Here is an 18,079-nt window from a genome sequence, read left to right on the forward strand (position 1 = left end):
CTGCGGTCTGTCTGTGTCTGTCCATTGACCTGTAAGGATTCTGTCTATTTCTGTCTGTTCTGTCTATCTATCTAAAATTCGTCAATTTCAATAGTATTTGCATCAACCCAGACAGACAGACAGACCCGCGCTAGGTTTCAAAATCCACAGGTCTAACAACCAGTAGCTGAGTCAGCGTGAATTTACCCGTTACAAAATTGTTACGCCTGTTTGGGTCAACGACAGGAACAAGTGCCATCCGTTCCTCTAGCTCAACCGTTCTAGCGCTGGGTAGTTTATCAATTACTGCGGTGCTGGCTGGTTTATCTACTTTGGGTTTGTGAGTTTTGTAGCGGGATAGTGTCGAGTCAAAGTCACCCGTCCAAATATCGTCTTTTATCTCATCCCTAAGCGATCGCGCCTTCTCACGGTTAGCCGGGGTATCTTCCAGCCCAGTGCGTAGGAAGAACTGTTTTTCAAATCCCTTCACCCTAAACCGCAACGCCAACAGGTTAGACCGTGAGTCGATACTTATCCATTTATCCTCTTTTGTCCGCTGGTCAATATCTTGCTCATCTTGAGCGAGGGGGGTTACCTCACTGGTATCGGCGGTAATTGGTTCCTCTACTTCACTGGCGAGGGGAGTTACTTCATCGGCATCAGCAATAATTGGTTCCTCTACTTCACTGGCGAGGGGAGTTACTTCATCGGCATCAGCAATAATTGGTTCCTCTACTTCACTGGCGAGGGGAGTTACTTCATCGGCATCAGCAATAATTGGTTCCTCTACTTCACTGGCGAGGGGAGTTACTTCATCGGCATCAGCAATAATTGGTTCCTCTACTTCACTGGTACTAACGATAATAGGGTTAGCTCTTTTACTGACAGTTCCGAGTTTCAGGCACGCTCTCAAGTCATCTAGCAAGTCTTCAGCTTGGCTGTACTCTTTTGGTAGGTTACCCCTAGGAGACTTCTTAGCAGCATATTCAAGGATGTCATCCCAGCTATGTATAAGTTCTTCTATTTGTTTAAGCTTGGCTAGTCCATCTCTAATTCGTTCGGCGTCCTCTTCAGTTACTGTCAGCATTGGGAGCAGTGTATTTTAGTAATATTATATACATAATAACCTAGATTAATTGAATATCTAGTTACGATAGATTTGTATTATTCTTAACCATCGAAGTTACATCTGCGGACTGGCAATAAAAAAAGCGATCGCATTTCTGGGGTGAAGTGCGATCGCTTTTTTTGAATCTAACAAATCTATTCACCCCGAACGTTGAAGCCCTGCTCTCTTTTTAAGAACCCTTGCAAATCCTTAACATCTGAATTTAAACGATTGAACTTATGATCTATCTTTTCGTTTAGCGTATGGATAAGATAGTCCTGCATTTCCTTGTCCCCCACGTAGGATGTTTGATGGATATCAATCCTATTTTCATTTCGGTTCACTTTATCGGATAATTCGTCTTTAACCTTGTCAATGGCTCTATGAATTTCAGCCTCGACCTTAGCTATTTTGTAAATAATACCAACCACCGCTGCAACACTTAAGAACATATCAAGAGAAGTTTTTAAAACCATCCAGTTAACCCACGGTAGCTGCTACGTCTGACCTAATTTAAGCTAAAACCTGTCCGAGAGAATTACCCTAATCCCCTATAAATTCCCAAATACTTAGAGTGCAGTCCCTAAAATATTTTGGCGCTTGAAATGAAACTTTGTATGGAGCGGGGAACAGCAGAAATTTAATTATTTTAGGAGTGTAGAGAGGGATAAACAGTCTTTCCCCCTCTGCCATTCCCGCCATTCCTAGCGGCGCATCTAAAACCTGGCTTAAATACCCGCCTTTAATCCAGGTGTCACCTGCTGATGCTGAAGTTACTTGGATGCCAATAATTAAAGAAGTAAAAATGTGTAAAGGCTCGATTTCTGGGATTGGATTATTAAATGTTCCACTTAGGGTATTAGAAAATATTAAAGTCCAATCCGAGCTATTTTGAAACATTTTAATCCAAATATTTAAGAAGCATCACCCTCATAACACCATTGATATTATCTGTTAGGACAGTGGTGTTATTGTTGGTGATACAGTTTCAGGCAACAAGACAGCTATAATGTCTTTGATGTTGAGTTTGTCCGAAAAGGCTCCGTCATCTTTCGGAAATCTAATATGAACTCCTTCCCCCCATTTGTCCTGCGAAAAATATCCATACATAGAAACTATTTGTTTTGTTAAAAGCTGCCATTCTGGCAATTTTTCTAAATACCCGTAAGCGGTCTCACTAATCCAGTATCTTCTGCCTTCTTTGTCAGCCTTAACTAATACATTAAACTGTTCAACTAATGATTTCGCATCATTGCCAGACTCTTTGGCTACATGAACAATAGCCAAGTCCATTATTCCCAAGCATTCATCAATAGATAATACTTTCATTTCATTGCCCTTTATTTAAAATGTAACTATTGTCAATCTTGCTCACTAGAGAATAACGTAGGCATTACTAACTGGTGACCAATTGGCGGGAAACTCTTTCTCAGGGTCATAAAAAGTTATGACATTTGATGCCGTTGCAGAATTGCCCGTACCAGAAACAACTAGCTTTCTAGCTTTCCCTGGTTTAGGAAATTCAGCACCGAATACCAAATCTTTCACGTCGTTTTCTGTGGCATATTTAATACCTAGAGCCGCTAAATCAGCGTCGCCTATTCTTCCTATTGTCACTTTGGGCATATGCCAAGCATATTTAATACCCCTAATAGTGACGTACACTGTGCGAACAAAGCTTGACCCTTCAGCAGTCAAGTGCACAGATGGAAGTTTTCTATTTCTGGTAACCGTCCAACCGTCTACGCGGGCGCCGTTAAAATTTGCCGCTGCAACGTAACTGGATGATGATTTGGTTTGAAACCGCTTGCTAGCTTTGGCTGGTTTAGGATAACTAGGAGTCAATGCCGTTCCAACGGGCAATTGAGTTGTATCAGCAATTGTCGAAATGCCTAAAATATTTCGACTGGCTTTAGGTATATTAGTGTAAAACGCATAATTTAAAGCGCCCACACCCTGCTCATCTCCAGGATTGATTAAAACCGTACACAAATCCTTTGGATCATATTTGGTAGTGCTTCCCATGTCTGTCCTCCCTCATGCTTGAACAAAACAAGCTAAACACATTTACAATCTATATGCAACGCGCATTACGTCTACTGGGCAAGGTCAAAAGCCTGAGAAAAATCCTCAGGAACCCTTAGGGTTCCACAGAAGTAAAAGACTCTGTTTCAGTCATTGATTAAAATATCTTATGGAACTTACCTGTTACCCTTTAATGCAGCAAAAAAGCAGATTGTGTATGACGCGCATAGTCAGGCAGCGGCGTTCAAAATGGGGGCGAGGATACCAGTATGTACCCCGCCAAGGCTTAGTGCAGAGACTGGCAACAGAACTAGGATGGACAGAAGAAGCAGTACGTAACCAAATAAAAGAGGAAAGAGATTGGCTGCTAAAACAGTTGTATTGAGTGCAGACTTAACAGTCACCATAGGGTTAGACTGACCGCCGACTACTCACGGTGTCAAGGAAGTATTCAAATATGATGATCATTGACGGTGTTAAAAGTTAAGCCACAATTAATAAATCAAATTACTGTTTCGACTGGGTTTCAGGCTTTAAAACAAGGCAATTTAAGCCAAAATTAAGCCATAAAACTGCGCCATCTCCAGAGTGCTTGCACAGTAAAGGTTTTACGGCGTCAAACTTTATCTACCCTGGTTGGAGTATAATTTCTTCGGCCCCACCAAGATTGCTGAATCTTTACGGGAAATCGCTTCTAAATTTGACGCGAAAATCCAAGCAAATGCTGAGAAGGTAATTGCTAAGTACCAACCTACAATGGATGCGATTCTCAAGAAGTATCGCCCCCGTTTGGATGGTAAGACTGTTGCGATGATGGTTGGTGGTCTACGTCCTCGTCACGTTGTCCCAGCTTTCCAAGATTTGGGCATGAAGATGATTGGTACAGGTTATGAGTTTGCTCATAATGACGACTACAAACGTACCACTCACTACATTGAAAATGGTACCATCGTTTATGACGACGTTACCGCCTATGAATTTGAAGAATTCATCAAAGCACTGAAGCCTGACTTAGTTGCTTCTGGTGTGAAAGAGAAGTATGTCTTCCAAAAGATGGGCTTACCTTTCCGTCAAATGCACTCTTGGGATTACTCCGAACTTGGTAATGGGGGTTGGAAGTCGGGTAAGGCAAGGTTTTTTGGCGGCGGGAGAAAAAAGAATCTATTTCTAGCCTAAATGGGATTTGTAGGGTTCGTGGGTAACATTGTTTGTTTACTACTGGATATAGTATAACTCTGATTCTGTCTGGTTTTGAGGCGTGGCTTAAATTTGGCTTAAATCAAAAACTGTAAGGTAAAAGACTATTTTAATTGATGGTTTATTAGACTAAAATAAAATGCGATCGCACCTCAAGTCCACATTTTTATCGTATCTGCAATAGCCAAGAGATAAAGGCGATCGCTAAAAAGAAATCACCATTACCCAGAATGCTATGAAGAGAATGGCGATCGCTAATTTGCTCTTCCGCTACCACCGCAATGTAGAAACGGTCTGGTTTTGCAGTCACTGCCAGCCATAAGTAGGATACACCAAATATCAGAATCCAAGAAGATATAATCCCAAGATACAGTGGGTGAGCATTTGGCAACCCGAAAACCTCTCCTATACCAAAAATCGGTAGTGCAAATATGACTGCTCCGGCCAAGTTCATGATTGTACTTGCTAGCAGGGAATACTGAAACCACTTGGACATTACTTTTGTGATTAAGTGCAGACTTCAGATATTGTCGGCTAAGTCCAGCTTTTTAGTCAACATTCACGGATTTACCCGTTAGGTTGGGGTATTTGAGATGTGTTGTGATGAGGTACGCTACAGGAGAAATGCGAACTGACAAGTCAGCGCTTGCGCTATCGCTCTTCGCTGCGGAAAAAATGCGATCGCCTAATTTTCCAAATCAGAGTTCAATATTCTCTTGGGAAGCGTGCCAGAATCTAGCGACACTGATTTGCTTTTTATCGTCTTCAACTCTGTAAACAATACGATATGGCTTGAGAATAAGTTGACGGATACATGGATCATTGAACTCAGGTACTTTCTGACCTTTAATCGGAAACTGGCTCAACTCTTTGGTCTTGTTAAGCAACTTTTGACCCAATTTCCTTGCAGCTTCAGGATTATGCAGTGCAATATACCTAACGATATCTTCTAAATCACTAACAGCCCTGGGAGCAAGAACTATACGGTAGTCCATGATTCAATCATCTGCTCAACTGCTTCAATGGATACTCCTTGCCCCTGATCAATCTCGTCTAGCCCTTCTTGAACGGCTGCAATGAACTCAATCTCCTGAATTATATGGCGGATTGATACATCTGGTGGCAGACGTTTCACAAGTTCAAGGACAGTTTCTTTGTCGCTCATAACAGTTTGCCATCTTGTTCTGTGGTTAGTTACTATTTTAATCTAAATGTATAGTTTAGGCAGAGCGATCACTCGTCGGCGTTTGGGAAAGTGCGATCGCGCTGGATCAATCATAGAGTAGTAGGCATTGTATGGAAAATGAGATTGATTGCATAGATAATAAAATCACACTTTCTTAATCTAAAGTGGCACGAATAAGCGGGCGTAAGAAGATGATGATGGACAAAAAGCAACCAGGGTATCACCTTTGCCTATGTGACCTGGAATTGACTTAGCTTGGGCATAGATAGTTGAGCCATCACTCTTTTTGACTATATACAAGCCATCTTTCGCATTGTAGCCTTCATACGTAACTACAAACCATTCTCATAGTAAAATTCTCTGAAAATTCTTAAGTTATTCAAATCAATATTTTGCAATATATAGGAGTATTGGCTAAATTCTTGATAATTAATTTCATCTCTTATATAAGCTGCAAAAACTTTGAACAGCGCATCTGCTTTGGAAATCTGGTCGAACATAGTCAGAGCATTAATTAGCTCCTGCCCCATTTTTTGTCTATATTCTGGATCTGTATATTTATCTTCTAGAGATTTTCTAAATTTGTCATCAACCTCTTTAAAACCCGATACGAAAGATAGGATCTTTTTTATAAACAGGTAATCACGTACTGCAAAACCGGACTTTACTAGAGAATAAACTGACTTAATAATTGGAATTTTACTCAACGTTTCGTCTTGAAGGTTTTCTAAGAGCTTATCACCGCACACTTCAGCAATATTAAAAGCAGTATCTCTCATACCAGCTTCGGATATTGTTTTCATAAGAGATTGTTCTAGGCTTAAGTTTTCCTCATCCCTATTATTTTGTTTGCTGCTCATATACAGATTTCCTCAATTTAAAAGTGGTGATGTTTAGTAGTAGGGTGCGTCAGATTCCTCAGTTAATCATCTTTTTACTAGGTTATTTGTCTGACGCACCCTACAAGATTGTCAAAGTCACTGCGGATTCATGCGAATTAAGTCTGTCAAAATATTATCCAAACTGCCGTTAACTTGAATCCGATCAATCTTCTCGGCAATTCGTTCTAACACTTCCAATTCTTTCAAACGCAATGCGACGGGGTTATCTTCCATCACCTTAGCAGTATTCAACATACTCCGAGTAGCAGCAGTTTCTTCTCTGCGTCTGACTACGTTTGCTTGAGCGGCTTTTTCTGCTTCAACAACCTTACTCAAAATAGCCTTAATTTCCCCAGGTAAAATGATATCTTTGACACCTACAGAATCTACTTCAATTCCATAATCTGCGGCTTTTTGACGAATATATTCAGAGATACTTCTATCAATTGCACCTTTATCTTCTAATAAAGCATCTAAAGTCCGTTCACCCACTGCACCACGCAAGGCAAATTGCAATTCTTTGTACAAGAAACCGGAAATATCTGATAACCCGTTTTTTGCTTTCAATGGGTCTTGGATGCGGAAGCCAGCAGTCAAGTTTAAACGCAGAGGTACTTTATCTTTAGAGAGGATATCTTGACCGAAGATTTCCATGTTTTGCAGTCGCAGGTCGATGGTTTCGGTTTGAAAAGAACGTCCAAACAACCACCAAGCGTTTACCCCTGGTTGGAGTTGTGCTTGAAATTCTTGATTAATGTACAGTAGTCCGATGTGCTGTGCGGGAACTTGGCATATATGCAAACAGTTGCGACTGAGCAATTTTACGTCTGCTGCACCGTCAACTAACTCAGCCACTAAGGCAGACGGTAACTTTGCATCTGTGCTGATGTCAATAACTTCCACCTGAACACCTTGCCAAAATAGCTTGCGGCTTGTAGGTGGTAAAATAGAAATTACTTTACCCCGATATCGGACAATTGCTACTTAAAAACTCCGTAATTGTACGACTTCACAGTAAGCAGCAACAAAGTTGGGATGTTTTTCAATTAGTACATCTTCTAAGGGAAAATCTGGATTAGGCACAATTCGGCTGAGAGTCCGCACTGTAACATCTTGAGCTACAGACCAAAAAGCATACTCTCCTGGTTCCAGCGGTCGCACAAAATTGTTTTGCAGATATAGCAAACCAATCTCATATTCAGAGATTTGGAATTTTTTTATTCCAGTCAACGCAACTGAACGCAATTGCTGCACAAAAGAAATAGGCAATTCTAAGCTTTCTTGCAAATTGAAGAGATGAGATTCTACCTCAATAAAACCACGCCAAAATGCCCGCAATTGATTTGGAGTAATGATTAACCAATTCCGACACCAGTGGACTAAAGCGGTTTGATTAAATGCGGTTCTGACAATCAATAGATGTTTTTGCAGTTCGGCTGCATGATTTCGCAATAATAATTCTAAGTTTTCAATCTGTGCTTCTGGCTGGTTGAGGTCATAAGTTTTGACTTGCCAATGGCGACCAAAATAAGTATATGTACCAGGCTGCAAAATCTTCTTAAAGTCGCTGCGGTGATATAAAATGCCGATTTCGTTAGGTTTGATATAAAATGTTTGCCAGATAGAAATTTGCATATTTACGCGTTCAGATTTATTTTAGCTGCTTGTAGTATTATACTACAAATATTTTTGTACTCCGCAAATGCAAGTGTTTACAGTTCATCTGTGGGCAAAAACTTCGCCAAAACTGGATTAAGATGGCTGTAACTTTTTCCTGGCTGCTCCGTAGCAACCGAGAGCAAGAAAACATCCTGCAAATATGCCGTTCAGTTGACCATCTGGAAACCGAAGGGACACACTCAAGTTAGGGAGAAAAGCAGTTGCGCTTACTCATTTACTGTAGCCACCGAGCGTCACCCTTACGAGCAATGGCCGACAGCAAAACACTTGCACCGCAGAGTTTAGAAAAGGAGGGTTTCAGACCTTTTGGGATCTGTACCATATTGTCTACCGTGACAGGGTAGTGTCCTTTAACCCGGACAGGGATGGTTGAAAGTACAGGAATTGAACCTGTGACCCATCGATTATGAGTCGATTGCTCTACCAATTGAGCTAACTTCCGGGGGTTTGATACAGGAGTTGTTCGCGTAGCGTGCCGTAGGCATACCTGTGACCCATCGATTATGAGTCGATCGCTCTACCAACTGAGCTAATCAAACGATATAGTTTAAAGTACTAGGCGGTATACGCTGATCTCAAAGGATGGCGCACCAGTCAGGTATATAGAACCTAAACTATAGCTTTGCAACTTTGTTACTATCCCGCTTCTAATGTAGCACATTGTAAGAGATGTAGTGTAAGTTGTGGTGAAAATTGCCTGAGATGGAAATGGCGATCGCAAAAATCAGCTTTTGTCGGGTATTTAGGATGTTTGAAATTATGGTGCGTTGCAGTTTGCGATAATGCACCCTAGAAAGCCGTGCCAGTTGCGTAAGTCCTGAAGTTAGTTTTGAGGGTTTGTAGTAAGCACGGAGAGTGCTTAGAAAAAGCAGGACTAAAGTCCTTACTACGAACTTGCTGATCCATCAATTTAAACTTGACGCATTACTACGCCTTTTGTAAACATTGTACTCAGGGCAATTTTTTGTGGTTTATGATTATTTCAGTCAGGGAAAGCTAAACCTGTTCTCGGATCGCGGATATACAATCCTAGGGTGAGACTACGCATGACTTCATCCCAAACAGGTATTAATTGCTCTGCTTGATCTGCCCAATAATCAAAAGTAATCAAACACTGAACATTGGAACCTAAGCCAATGCAAGTCCGCGAAAAGGCTTCCCGTGGTTCTTCTTGGGTGTCGATAAATTTAATTTCCATCCAAACAATCCGGGCAGTTTGCCGCTTGACGGTGATGATTTTTCCCCTTTCAATAATATTGCGACTGTCTTCTTCCATCGCTTTTTTCAAAGCGGATCTGATGGGAAACAGACTCCAGTCTCCTGGTGGTAGGTGATTAAAAGATACTTCTAGACAGCAATCATCCTTAGGAGGTTTTTGATCCATGAACTTGAATGATTTTTCTTGTGGCTCAAACACCCAATTTTGAGGAACATTGAAGCGAACTGCTCCCCTACCTGCCACAAATATCTTATAGCCAGGAGTGCCATCCCAATGATGGTCTGGTTTTAATTCAAGGGTTTCTTTAATCCACTGGAGATTGCTTTTCTTGCGCTTTGCCATAGTGGTTTTTGTGAATCTGCTGCTTTGTTAATAGTACCAAATTCCTAGATGTCGAATATAAATAACAGGCAAGTTCAAACCTAGGGTGCGTTATCACTTAAGTTGCAAGTTGCTTGATTTACGCAGTGTCCACGCTCTTTCTGATGTTACTCAAGACCTGGGAGTTTACCAAAATAGATTAGTAACAAGATGGCTGAGATAGACAGCCACAGGTTTTTTGAAAGTTCTTGACTATACTTAAATTTCTCGAAATCATTGGGAAATACAGTAATACCCCGCTCGTATAAGTAACAAAACTCGAACCACAACCAGAGGGGCGGAATAATAATCCAAAATCCTATTAGTGCCTTTTTGAGATCATCTGGCCAATGGAAGAAAACAGCACTTACAACTGAGAGCAGCAGCAGAATTATGGTAGCTCTGGAAAATATGCTTGTTGGATTAGGCTTGACGCGATTCATTTTCACTAAAGGTATATATCATAACTATGTTTACCATAAATTTACCCATTAGATTGAGGTTGCAGAGATGATAATGCGATCGCGGATTTTTAGCCAGTTGCAGACATCACCCTAACTCTGGAATATGTTCATTTTCGTAGTTTTTAGTTTGAAATTGATATTTCCGCGAGATATGAGTTAAGTGATTAGGGAGTGATTGCACCCTGAAACCAGGCCACAACACCATCTGCTAAAACTCGCGCTAATTTTTTTTGTTCATCGGTGTTGGCTATCCATTCAAATTCTTCGGGGTTAGTCATAAAACCCAGTTCCATGACTACTGATGGTGCTGTAGAGGGACGAGTTAGGGCTAAGTTATTCCAAAACACCCCCATTGATGAACGTTCTAGCTGGTTAACTAGATAATTGTGGAGAAAAACGGCTAGGCTTTGGGCTTGGGAATGATACCAAAAAGTTCTAATACCTTTGGTATTTTCTGCATCTCCGTCCTCAGGTACTGCTGTGTAATGTATAGTTAGAGCGATCGCTGGTTGTTGTTGATCGATCATAGCTTGGCGATCGGACAACGCTATTTCTCTGTCATCTTCTCGCGTGATCACGACGATCGCACCTCGTTTAACCAATTCATCACGCAGCAACTTAGATACTGTCAGGCTAACATCTTTAGCTAAATATCCTGTTGGCCCAGCCGCGCCGGTTTCTTGTCCTCCGTGCCCTGGGTTCACTAAAATCTTAACACCAGATAAGGGTTGTAATTGTATCTGTGCAAAAGCTGGTGAAGAAATGAATATGGAACTGATCGCTAAACCTAAAATTGGTTTCACTTATTTATCTAGACTCCTAATAAAATCAGCATCTCTATAGTTCCACAGGTTTCAGGACGCTGTATGCTTTTGCTCGTCCGATTCTAGTAGTTGAGCAAGTTGATGTGCGGCAGCATGGGAATTAAGCGGTGACGAAATAGGATAGGTTGCTCCTTGTTCTAATGATGGTTCTTCATCTCTAGATAATTCGGAAACTAGAAACTGCATTACTTTTAGTTTATCTGCACGAGTGAGATTTCGCCGGGTAGGAAATAGTTCTATAGCGTTCATAATTGTTAGGTTGGAAAGGATACAATATCTCTATTGTTCCACAGGTTTCAGGACACTGGGGGGTCAGCTTTGGATATTTGGGATTATAGTGCGATGGCTGTTTAGAATTTGAATGTATGATCGCTAAGGCTATTTCTCATCTTGAATCCAACTTGGATTAACTAGATCAATAAAAACATTTCCCAACCACGGCTCATTAAGTGAAGGATTTATCATATCTGGTGATCCACCGAAAACAGCCCGCACTCGACGTAGAATATCAATTCTCTCTTGTAATTTCAAGATAATATATTGATGTTCGCGAGGAAGAACTTTGTAATGACTCCATATTGCAAAGATATGTTGAGTTAGTGCTGGAGAACAAGCAAACCACTCACCTTGCCGTCTGTCAGATTCAAACATTTTGTGACGTATTCGCTCCAATTCAAACCCTCCAGGTTCAAGCGCATGAATTATAAGCTGTCCAGAAGTTCCAGTTCGTAGATTCTGTAATCGACGAAGAATGTTTTTAGTTCTTCCAATTTTAACTTGAAGTCCAGAGTATGGATGAGCACCTGTAGGTGGCCCAGCCCAAGTTTCTGGCACAGCAAGAATGTAGTATATACTCTCAACAGTTCCAGATGGACAATTTTGAAACCAATAAATCCATTTACGTGCATCTTCTGTAGCTTGCTCTTGTGTAGGATACTTATGTGTGGAATAAAATATCTCTAGTTCCGGGTCACTAACTTCTCCAAAGTAATGAGCAGAGTCATCGCTTTTAATCTCTGTCTTGAACATTTTTAACACTTTATATATTTTAACAATGCTTATCTAACAACTTTTGAAACAACCTATCAGATGCCCAAAAAGATATGTTTTTAAGACATTGAGATTAGTAAATTCAGCCGGAAGTTCAATTTTGATAATTTTATCAATACCAATATGCGTTTTAATATTCATACTTTCCATAGACTGACCTCCTAGTTTATTATGTTATTACTAACTCGCATGAAAAGTTTTGACAATTGTTCACTAATAAATTATACTACATTACATACAAATGTGTTTATTGCTTAACAAAAATCAACTACGCTTATAAACCATCTCCATCTTTAGTTTTTCAACCTCCAACTGTAACCTCTCATTCTCCATACTCAACTTTGCATTATCCTCTTTAATCAAATCAACTTCATTCCGCTTATTTAAAGCTTGATTAATCGCTAACTTCCGCATATCTAGGGAGAACCAACGCTGATATGTTTGAGTGTGAACTTGCACACCATGCCCCAAATTATCCGCCGCTGCCTTGATTGGAATTCCTAGAATATGCGCTCGAATTGCCCAAGCGTGACGTAAATCATAGGGTTTAAAATCTAAACCGATTTTTCTAAACCACCAACTAATTCTCTGGATTAATGCCGTTATTTCCGCATGATTATTTTTGTCTTTTTTACTAATTGCCGTTGCTAGCATGTCTAAATATTTAGGATTTATTAAATCAAATTCCTCAATCCATTGTTTATATAACGGTAAAGCTTCTCTTTCGCCGGTTTTGCAATCTTTATCGACTTTCCAGGTTAAATCTAAATTTTCTGGGCTTAACCACCAATCAATATCAGGATTAATAAAAAGTTCCCGTGGACGTAAACCAAAAACAGCTAACATTCCATAAGTCCAGCGCCAAAGTTGCCAGCTATCTTTAACATTTCCATTAACTTGCTTACCTCTGTTAGTCAGGTAAATTTCAAACTTGAAAAATCCCGCTGAGATTTCTGCATCTGTAGGTATGTTGCGGGAATTATTTTCAGGCATTTTGGAAAACTGAGATAAATCAATTTTGATTTTGAATGTCGTGCAAAAGGCAGATATAGCTCTGGCTGCATTATATCTCGCCCATTCTTTATCAATTTTTTCAATTGAATTAATTAGATTTGCCGCAGTTGCTAAATCTTGGGGGTTGGTGTGGCGTTTTGTCCGGGAAAAATAATAAAAAAACGTATGTTCGCTTTTGGTAGTGCGTTTGTGAGTTTTAAAATACTCTGCTTCAAATTGTTCGAGTAATTCACCTATGGTGGCAGAGTTCTTTTTAATTGCCTCATTTCCTAAATATTTATCATTCCATTCAAAGCTTTTTCGAGCAATTAACTTTCCTAATTCATAAGCTTCTTCTTCAGCGGTTTTTAGTCCATCGAAGTTAGCGGGAATATTCAAAGTGATATTGTATTGTTTTCTCCCAGTACCCCTGATATCCTTGTCTCCCGGTTTAATTGGTAAGGTAGCGCGTAGTTGCAGAGATCCGTTTGATTCCCGAATTGTTACCCTTGTCTTTGCAGACTTCAACCGCAGATTTACCTGCTCTAATTCCAGTGTTAATTTTGTTATCATCATGTTCTCTTTGTAGTGATTGCAGACTTGAGCAAAAAAAACTGCGTCGGTAGATGAAATAGGCTCTAAGTCTGCCAAAGCTTGCTGATATCGTGTCCGTTTGACCTACTTAGTTTTTTACGTCCTGGTTATACATCGCTCTGAGGGGGAATTCAATATTCAAAAAAGCATTTCTTCTAGGACTTACGCAACTGGCATATTATTTTAAGTTTGTAGTGAGGACTTTAGTCCTCAAAATAAGGGCTGAAGCCCTTACTACAAGCAAAAAATTTTTATTTTTTGTGACACTTGCGTAAGTCCTGTCTTCATTTTGAATTTTGAATTTTGAATTTTGAATTGCTTATTAGCCTATATTTAGCCTAAAAATAAATGTGTTATCGGCAAACAATGTTTAGCACTGACACTGCTTACTGCAAACATAAAGCTGTTTAAAACTATTAAATCATCAAAAGAATACTCCGGCCCTTATCACGGTTACGACGGATTTGCTATTTTCGCTCGTGACATGGATTTGGCTCTTAACAGCCCCACATGGGGATTAATCGGCGCTCCTTGGAATAAGAAAGCTACAGCTAAAGCCACAGCTAAAGCTACAGCTAAAGCCTAGGAACTGGGAGTAGGGGCGGGGTTACCCCGTCCGTACAGGGATAGCTTGGGGTGTTTATCACCCCAGGGAGAGTTGGAAATTCAAAATTAAAAATTCAAAGTTCAAAGTTTTGAATTTTGCATCTTGAGTTTTGAGTTGTATTTCTACTTTCACCCAAAAAAGGCGGGGAAACCTCACCCCTAGGACTTCCACAGCACCTCCTCATTCCCGGTAAGAAACTACAGCAAGCTTGGAGATATAGAAATGCCACAAAATCCAGAAAAGATTCAAGATCACGTCGAGTTATTCCACCAACCGGAATATCAGCAGTTATTTGAAAACAAAAAGCAGTTTGAAAACGGTCACAGCCCCGAAGAAGTACAAAGGGTTGCAGAATGGACGAAGTCTTGGGAATATCGTGAAAAGAACTTCGCTCGTGAAGCTTTAACCGTTAACCCTGCTAAAGGTTGCCAACCTTTAGGAGCTATCTTCGCTGCTGTTGGATTTGAAGGCACTCTGCCTTTCGTTCAAGGTTCTCAAGGTTGCGTGGCTTACTTCCGTACCCACCTAACCCGTCACTACAAAGAACCATTCTCTGGTGTGTCTTCTTCAATGACTGAAGATGCAGCCGTCTTTGGTGGACTGCAAAACATGATTGATGGGTTGGCTAACTCTTACCAACTCTACAAGCCAAAAATGATTGCTGTCTGCACCACCTGTATGGCAGAAGTAATTGGGGATGACTTGCAAGCGTTCATCAACAACGCTAAGAGTGCTGGTTCAGTTCCTCAAGATTTCCCAGTACCTTATGCTCACACTCCTAGCTTTGTCGGTTCCCACATCACGGGTTACGACAATATGCTCAAGGGTATTCTTTCTAACCTGACAGCAGGCAAGAAGAAGGCAACCAGCAACGGCAAAATCAACTTCATTCCTGGGTTTGATACCTATGTTGGCAACAACCGGGAAATCAAGCGGATTGCTGGTTTGTTCGGTTTTGACTACACAATTTTGGCTGACAACAGCGACTACCTAGATTCACCTAACACTGGTGAATTTGATATGTATCCAGGTGGTACAAAGCTGGAAGATGCAGCAGATTCAATCAATGCTAAGGCAACGATCGCACTGCAAGCACACTCCACCCCCAAAACCCGCGAATACATCGCCAAAGAGTGGAAGCAACCAGTTACAGTTTGCCGTCCTTGGGGTATCAAGGCTACTGACGAGTTCTTGATGAAACTCAGCGAACTGTCTGGAACACCAATTCCTGAAGAATTGGAAATTGAACGTGGTCGCGCAGTTGATGCGATGACTGACTCCCACTCTTGGGTACACGGCAAGCGCTTTGCTATCTACGGTGAACCTGATTTAGTTTACAGCGTTGTTGGCTTCATGCTAGAAATGGGCGCTGAACCAGTGCACATCTTGGTTAACAACTCCAATGAAGTGTTCGAGAAAGAACTGCAAGCGATGCTAGATGCTAGCCCCTTCGGTAAGAACGCCACAATCTGGGGTGGTAAAGACCTGTGGCACATGCGTTCATTGATGTTCACCGAACCTGTTGACCTGTTGATTGGTAACTCCTATGGTAAGTACCTATGGCGTGACACCAAGACTCCTTTAGTGAGAATTGGTTACCCCATCATGGATCGCCACCACTTACACCGCTACTCCACCATCGGTTATCAAGGTGTGATCAACTTGCTCAACTGGATTGTCAACACAATCTTCGATGACATCGACCACAACACCAACATTCCTTCTAAGACCGATATTTCTTACGACTTGATTCGTTAAGAATCAGGACTTACGGAACTGGCATGGCTTTGTAGGGTGCGTCAGATATCAAAAATCTGTTGATACTAACCAATTTATCGGTCTGACGCACCCTACAATCTTATCAACTAAAAATAGGGGAGGGGAAATAGACACTTTCTATTCCCTATTCCCTATTACCCATTACCCATTACCCATTACCTATTCTCGAATTTATATCAGATGGAATCTACTACTCATTCTCACTCTCACTCTAATTACTCTCCACCTAATATAGGACAAAGAAATTCTGGGGGTATTCTCAATCCTTTGCGACGTTTGGTGGATGGAATCCCGGTTAAGAATTCTCGTTTCGCTCATCTAGTTTGTCAGGTTATTCCTTGCTGTTGCCCCTTTGAGCGCAGTATTCAAGTATTTGGGCGGACTTTCGATATCCCACCACTGTGCAAACTCAATCCTTTGTATGACGAGTTTGTCGGTATGCGATTTCGGGCTTTATCTTATCTGGCTGATGATTGTGGTGAGGATATCACAAAATACATTTGTTAGTCATTAGTTATTAGTCATTGGTCATTAGTCATTTGTTATGAGTTATTAGTTATGAGTTATTAGTTATTTTCACAACGAATGACTAATGATAAAAAACAACTTCTATTCAATATGAGAAGATAGATGAAAATCACCCAAGGTAAAGTTAACGAGCTGCTTAGTGAGCCAGGATGCGAACATAATCAGCATAAACAAGGAGAAAAGAAAAATAAGTCTTGCGCGCAACAAGCACAACCAGGTGCGGCTCAAGGGGGCTGTGCTTTTGATGGGGCGATGATTGCTTTAGTGCCAATTACTGATGCTGCTCATTTAGTCCACGGGCCAATTGCCTGTGCTGGTAATTCCTGGGGTAGTCGTGGGAGTCTCTCTTCTGGCCCGCAGCTTTATAAGATGGGCTTTACGACTGACTTGGGTGAAAATGATGTGATTTTCGGGGGCGAAAAAAAGCTTTATCAGGCGATTTTGCAACTTCAGAAACGCTATCAACCGGCGGCGGTGTTTGTTTACGCCACTTGTGTAACGGCTTTGATTGGTGATGATATCGATGCGGTTTGCAAAGCTGCGGCCCAAAAAACTGGCACTCCTGTAATCCCGGTAATTGCTCCAGGATTTATTGGTAGTAAAAATCTGGGTAACCGCTTTGGCGGTGAATCTTTGCTGGAATATGTAGTTGGCACTGCTGAACCAGAATTTACTACACCCTATGATATTAATTTAATCGGCGAGTACAACATCGCTGGAGAAATGTGGGGTGTGTTGCCGTTGTTAGAAAAGTTAGGCATTCGTGTCTTATCAAAAATTACGGGTGATGCTCGCTACAATGAAATTCGTTACGCTCACCGTGCCAAGCTGAACGTGATGATTTGCTCACGGGCGCTGCTAAATATGGCGAGAAAGATGGAGGAGCGTTACGGCATCCCCTATATTGAAGAGTCTTTCTACGGCATCGATGATGTAAACCAGTGTTTGCGGAATATTGCCGCTAAATTGGGCGATGCTGATTTGCAGGAACGGACAGAAAAGCTGATTGCTGAAGAAACAGCGGCTTTAGATTTGGCGTTGGCTCCTTATCGCGATCGCCTCAAAGGTAAGCGGGTAGTGCTGTATACCGGCGGTGTCAAGAGTTGGTCAATTATCTCCGCTGCTAAAGACGTAGGGATAGAAGTTGTCGCCACCAGCACTCGCAAAAGTACAGAAGAAGACAAAGCCAAGATTAAGAAATTAATCGGTCAAGATGGCATCATGCTGGAGAAGGGTAACGCCCAAGAATTGCTAGAACTGATTAAAGAAACTAAAGCAGATATGCTGATTGCTGGGGGACGGAACCAGTACACCGCTCTAAAAGCGCGGATTCCCTTCCTCGATATTAACCAAGAACGCCACCATCCCTATGCAGGTTACGTAGGCATGATTGAGATGGCGCGGGAATTGTACGAAGCCCTTTACAGTCCAGTGTGGGAGCAAATCCGCAAACCCGCACCTTGGGACTAAGCAATTCAAAATTAAAAACAGGACTTACGCAAGAACTCTCTCAAACCCTTCTTCCTTCTTCCTTCGTGTCCTTTGCGTCCTTTGCGGTTCGTTTAATCATGAATTTGCGTAAGTCCTAAAAATTAAAAATGAAGA

The 18,079-nt window shown here is 41.2% G+C and carries 17 protein-coding genes, 2 tRNA genes and 4 pseudogenes; 6 read left to right on the plus strand and 17 right to left on the minus strand.

All coding sequences use genetic code 11. From position 1 onward, the window contains the following. Positions 1-130: 130 nt before the first annotated feature. The 5 genes from H6G32_RS07470 to H6G32_RS07490 form a co-directional block, all read right to left on the minus strand. Entirely contained in the window at positions 131-1,066 is a 936-nt protein-coding gene (locus H6G32_RS07470; RefSeq protein WP_190456655.1) for an Arm DNA-binding domain-containing protein, read from the minus strand. A gap of 176 nt (positions 1,067-1,242) precedes the next feature. Continuing rightward, complete coding sequence (locus tag H6G32_RS07475) at positions 1,243-1,563, minus strand: hypothetical protein (RefSeq protein WP_190456657.1); 321 nt, start codon at positions 1,561-1,563, stop codon at positions 1,243-1,245. A gap of 67 nt (positions 1,564-1,630) precedes the next feature. Continuing rightward, a complete protein-coding gene (locus H6G32_RS07480; RefSeq protein ID WP_190456659.1) occupies positions 1,631-1,987 on the minus strand; it encodes a hypothetical protein in 357 nt (118 codons plus the stop codon). A 54-nt stretch (positions 1,988-2,041) separates the two neighbouring features. Further along, positions 2,042-2,416, minus strand: a complete 375-nt coding sequence (locus tag H6G32_RS07485; protein WP_190456661.1) for a hypothetical protein — start codon at positions 2,414-2,416, stop codon at positions 2,042-2,044. A gap of 45 nt (positions 2,417-2,461) precedes the next feature. Then, the gene (locus H6G32_RS07490) at positions 2,462-3,112 is read right to left on the minus strand and encodes a hypothetical protein (protein ID WP_190456663.1); all 651 of its coding nucleotides are present in this window, start codon (positions 3,110-3,112) and stop codon (positions 2,462-2,464) included. A 217-nt stretch (positions 3,113-3,329) separates the two neighbouring features. On the opposite strand from H6G32_RS07490, the gene H6G32_RS07495 reads away from it, so the two are divergent. Together H6G32_RS07495 and H6G32_RS07500 are read left to right on the plus strand one after the other, a co-directional pair. Beyond that, on the plus strand, positions 3,330-3,497 hold the full coding sequence (locus H6G32_RS07495; protein ID WP_190456665.1) for a hypothetical protein: 168 nt from the start codon (positions 3,330-3,332) through the stop codon (positions 3,495-3,497). A 242-nt stretch (positions 3,498-3,739) separates the two neighbouring features. Continuing rightward, positions 3,740-4,288 (plus strand): annotated as a pseudogene (locus H6G32_RS07500) (nitrogenase component 1); the annotation flags it as partial. Positions 4,289-4,475: 187 nt separating this feature from the next. Here the strand turns inward: H6G32_RS07500 and H6G32_RS07505 are convergent. The 12 genes and pseudogenes from H6G32_RS07505 to H6G32_RS07560 form a co-directional block, all read right to left on the minus strand. Then, positions 4,476-4,763, minus strand: coding sequence for a hypothetical protein (locus tag H6G32_RS07505; protein ID WP_190456667.1), 288 nt, complete (start codon positions 4,761-4,763; stop codon positions 4,476-4,478). Positions 4,764-5,007: 244 nt separating this feature from the next. Then, positions 5,008-5,304, minus strand: a complete 297-nt coding sequence (locus tag H6G32_RS07510) for a type II toxin-antitoxin system RelE/ParE family toxin (RefSeq protein ID WP_190456669.1) — start codon at positions 5,302-5,304, stop codon at positions 5,008-5,010. Next, the gene (locus tag H6G32_RS07515; RefSeq protein ID WP_190456671.1) at positions 5,289-5,474 is read right to left on the minus strand and encodes a hypothetical protein; all 186 of its coding nucleotides are present in this window, start codon (positions 5,472-5,474) and stop codon (positions 5,289-5,291) included. The genes H6G32_RS07510 and H6G32_RS07515 overlap by 16 nt, the downstream gene beginning before the upstream one ends. A 353-nt stretch (positions 5,475-5,827) precedes the next feature. Then, entirely contained in the window at positions 5,828-6,355 is a 528-nt protein-coding gene (locus H6G32_RS07520) for a hypothetical protein (protein WP_190456673.1), read from the minus strand. Positions 6,356-6,472: 117 nt separating this feature from the next. Next, a pseudogene (locus tag H6G32_RS07525) lies at positions 6,473-8,011 on the minus strand (slipin family protein). A 411-nt stretch (positions 8,012-8,422) separates the two neighbouring features. After that, positions 8,423-8,498, minus strand: a tRNA-Met gene (locus H6G32_RS07530). A gap of 2 nt (positions 8,499-8,500) precedes the next feature. After that, positions 8,501-8,595, minus strand: a tRNA-Met gene (locus tag H6G32_RS07535). 443 nt (positions 8,596-9,038) lie between these two features. Continuing rightward, positions 9,039-9,617, minus strand: a complete 579-nt coding sequence (locus tag H6G32_RS07540) for a hypothetical protein (RefSeq protein ID WP_190456675.1) — start codon at positions 9,615-9,617, stop codon at positions 9,039-9,041. Positions 9,618-10,263: 646 nt separating this feature from the next. Then, a pseudogene (locus H6G32_RS07545) lies at positions 10,264-10,830 on the minus strand (N-acetylmuramoyl-L-alanine amidase family protein); the annotation flags it as partial. A gap of 123 nt (positions 10,831-10,953) precedes the next feature. Beyond that, positions 10,954-11,172 (minus strand): hypothetical protein, encoded by a 219-nt coding sequence (locus H6G32_RS07550; protein WP_190456679.1) that lies wholly within the window; start codon positions 11,170-11,172, stop codon positions 10,954-10,956. 129 nt (positions 11,173-11,301) lie between these two features. Beyond that, entirely contained in the window at positions 11,302-11,952 is a 651-nt protein-coding gene (locus tag H6G32_RS07555; protein WP_190456681.1) for a GIY-YIG nuclease family protein, read from the minus strand. A 285-nt stretch (positions 11,953-12,237) separates the two neighbouring features. Further along, complete coding sequence (locus H6G32_RS07560; protein WP_190456784.1) at positions 12,238-13,539, minus strand: site-specific integrase; 1,302 nt, start codon at positions 13,537-13,539, stop codon at positions 12,238-12,240. A 445-nt stretch (positions 13,540-13,984) separates the two neighbouring features. On the opposite strand from H6G32_RS07560, the pseudogene H6G32_RS27250 reads away from it, so the two are divergent. The 4 genes and pseudogenes from H6G32_RS27250 to nifE form a co-directional block, all read left to right on the plus strand. Beyond that, a pseudogene (locus tag H6G32_RS27250) lies at positions 13,985-14,146 on the plus strand (nitrogenase molybdenum-iron protein alpha chain); the annotation flags it as partial. Between the two features lie 243 nt (positions 14,147-14,389). Then, positions 14,390-15,925 carry a nitrogenase molybdenum-iron protein subunit beta gene (nifK, locus tag H6G32_RS07570; RefSeq protein ID WP_190456684.1) on the plus strand — a complete coding sequence of 512 codons (1,536 nt, stop codon included), beginning with the start codon at positions 14,390-14,392 and terminating at the stop codon, positions 15,923-15,925. 201 nt (positions 15,926-16,126) lie between these two features. After that, positions 16,127-16,453, plus strand: a complete 327-nt coding sequence (locus H6G32_RS07575) for a Mo-dependent nitrogenase C-terminal domain-containing protein (protein WP_190456686.1) — start codon at positions 16,127-16,129, stop codon at positions 16,451-16,453. Positions 16,454-16,576: 123 nt separating this feature from the next. Then, positions 16,577-17,944 carry a nitrogenase iron-molybdenum cofactor biosynthesis protein NifE gene (gene nifE, locus H6G32_RS07580; RefSeq protein ID WP_190456688.1) on the plus strand — a complete coding sequence of 456 codons (1,368 nt, stop codon included), beginning with the start codon at positions 16,577-16,579 and terminating at the stop codon, positions 17,942-17,944. Positions 17,945-18,079: the final 135 nt, after the last annotated feature.

Source organism: Cylindrospermum sp. FACHB-282, assembly GCF_014697195.1.
GTDB lineage: Bacteria > Cyanobacteriota > Cyanobacteriia > Cyanobacteriales > Nostocaceae > Cylindrospermum.

Coding starts and splice junctions, on each gene's coding strand:
- H6G32_RS07480 (WP_190456659.1), bottom strand. CDS start 1,987: ATGTTTCAAAATAGCTCGGATTGGACTTTAATATTTTCTAATACCCTA.
- H6G32_RS07505 (WP_190456667.1), bottom strand. CDS start 4,763: ATGAACTTGGCCGGAGCAGTCATATTTGCACTACCGATTTTTGGTATA.
- H6G32_RS07510 (WP_190456669.1), bottom strand. CDS start 5,304: ATGGACTACCGTATAGTTCTTGCTCCCAGGGCTGTTAGTGATTTAGAA.
- H6G32_RS07470 (WP_190456655.1), bottom strand. CDS start 1,066: ATGCTGACAGTAACTGAAGAGGACGCCGAACGAATTAGAGATGGACTA.
- H6G32_RS07485 (WP_190456661.1), bottom strand. CDS start 2,416: ATGAAAGTATTATCTATTGATGAATGCTTGGGAATAATGGACTTGGCT.
- nifE (WP_190456688.1), top strand. CDS start 16,577: ATGAAAATCACCCAAGGTAAAGTTAACGAGCTGCTTAGTGAGCCAGGA.
- H6G32_RS07540 (WP_190456675.1), bottom strand. CDS start 9,617: ATGGCAAAGCGCAAGAAAAGCAATCTCCAGTGGATTAAAGAAACCCTT.
- H6G32_RS07555 (WP_190456681.1), bottom strand. CDS start 11,952: ATGTTCAAGACAGAGATTAAAAGCGATGACTCTGCTCATTACTTTGGA.
- H6G32_RS07560 (WP_190456784.1), bottom strand. CDS start 13,539: ATGATAACAAAATTAACACTGGAATTAGAGCAGGTAAATCTGCGGTTG.
- H6G32_RS07515 (WP_190456671.1), bottom strand. CDS start 5,474: ATGAGCGACAAAGAAACTGTCCTTGAACTTGTGAAACGTCTGCCACCA.
- H6G32_RS07575 (WP_190456686.1), top strand. CDS start 16,127: ATGGAATCTACTACTCATTCTCACTCTCACTCTAATTACTCTCCACCT.
- H6G32_RS07490 (WP_190456663.1), bottom strand. CDS start 3,112: ATGGGAAGCACTACCAAATATGATCCAAAGGATTTGTGTACGGTTTTA.
- H6G32_RS07495 (WP_190456665.1), top strand. CDS start 3,330: ATGACGCGCATAGTCAGGCAGCGGCGTTCAAAATGGGGGCGAGGATAC.
- H6G32_RS07475 (WP_190456657.1), bottom strand. CDS start 1,563: ATGGTTTTAAAAACTTCTCTTGATATGTTCTTAAGTGTTGCAGCGGTG.
- H6G32_RS07520 (WP_190456673.1), bottom strand. CDS start 6,355: ATGAGCAGCAAACAAAATAATAGGGATGAGGAAAACTTAAGCCTAGAA.
- H6G32_RS07550 (WP_190456679.1), bottom strand. CDS start 11,172: ATGAACGCTATAGAACTATTTCCTACCCGGCGAAATCTCACTCGTGCA.
- nifK (WP_190456684.1), top strand. CDS start 14,390: ATGCCACAAAATCCAGAAAAGATTCAAGATCACGTCGAGTTATTCCAC.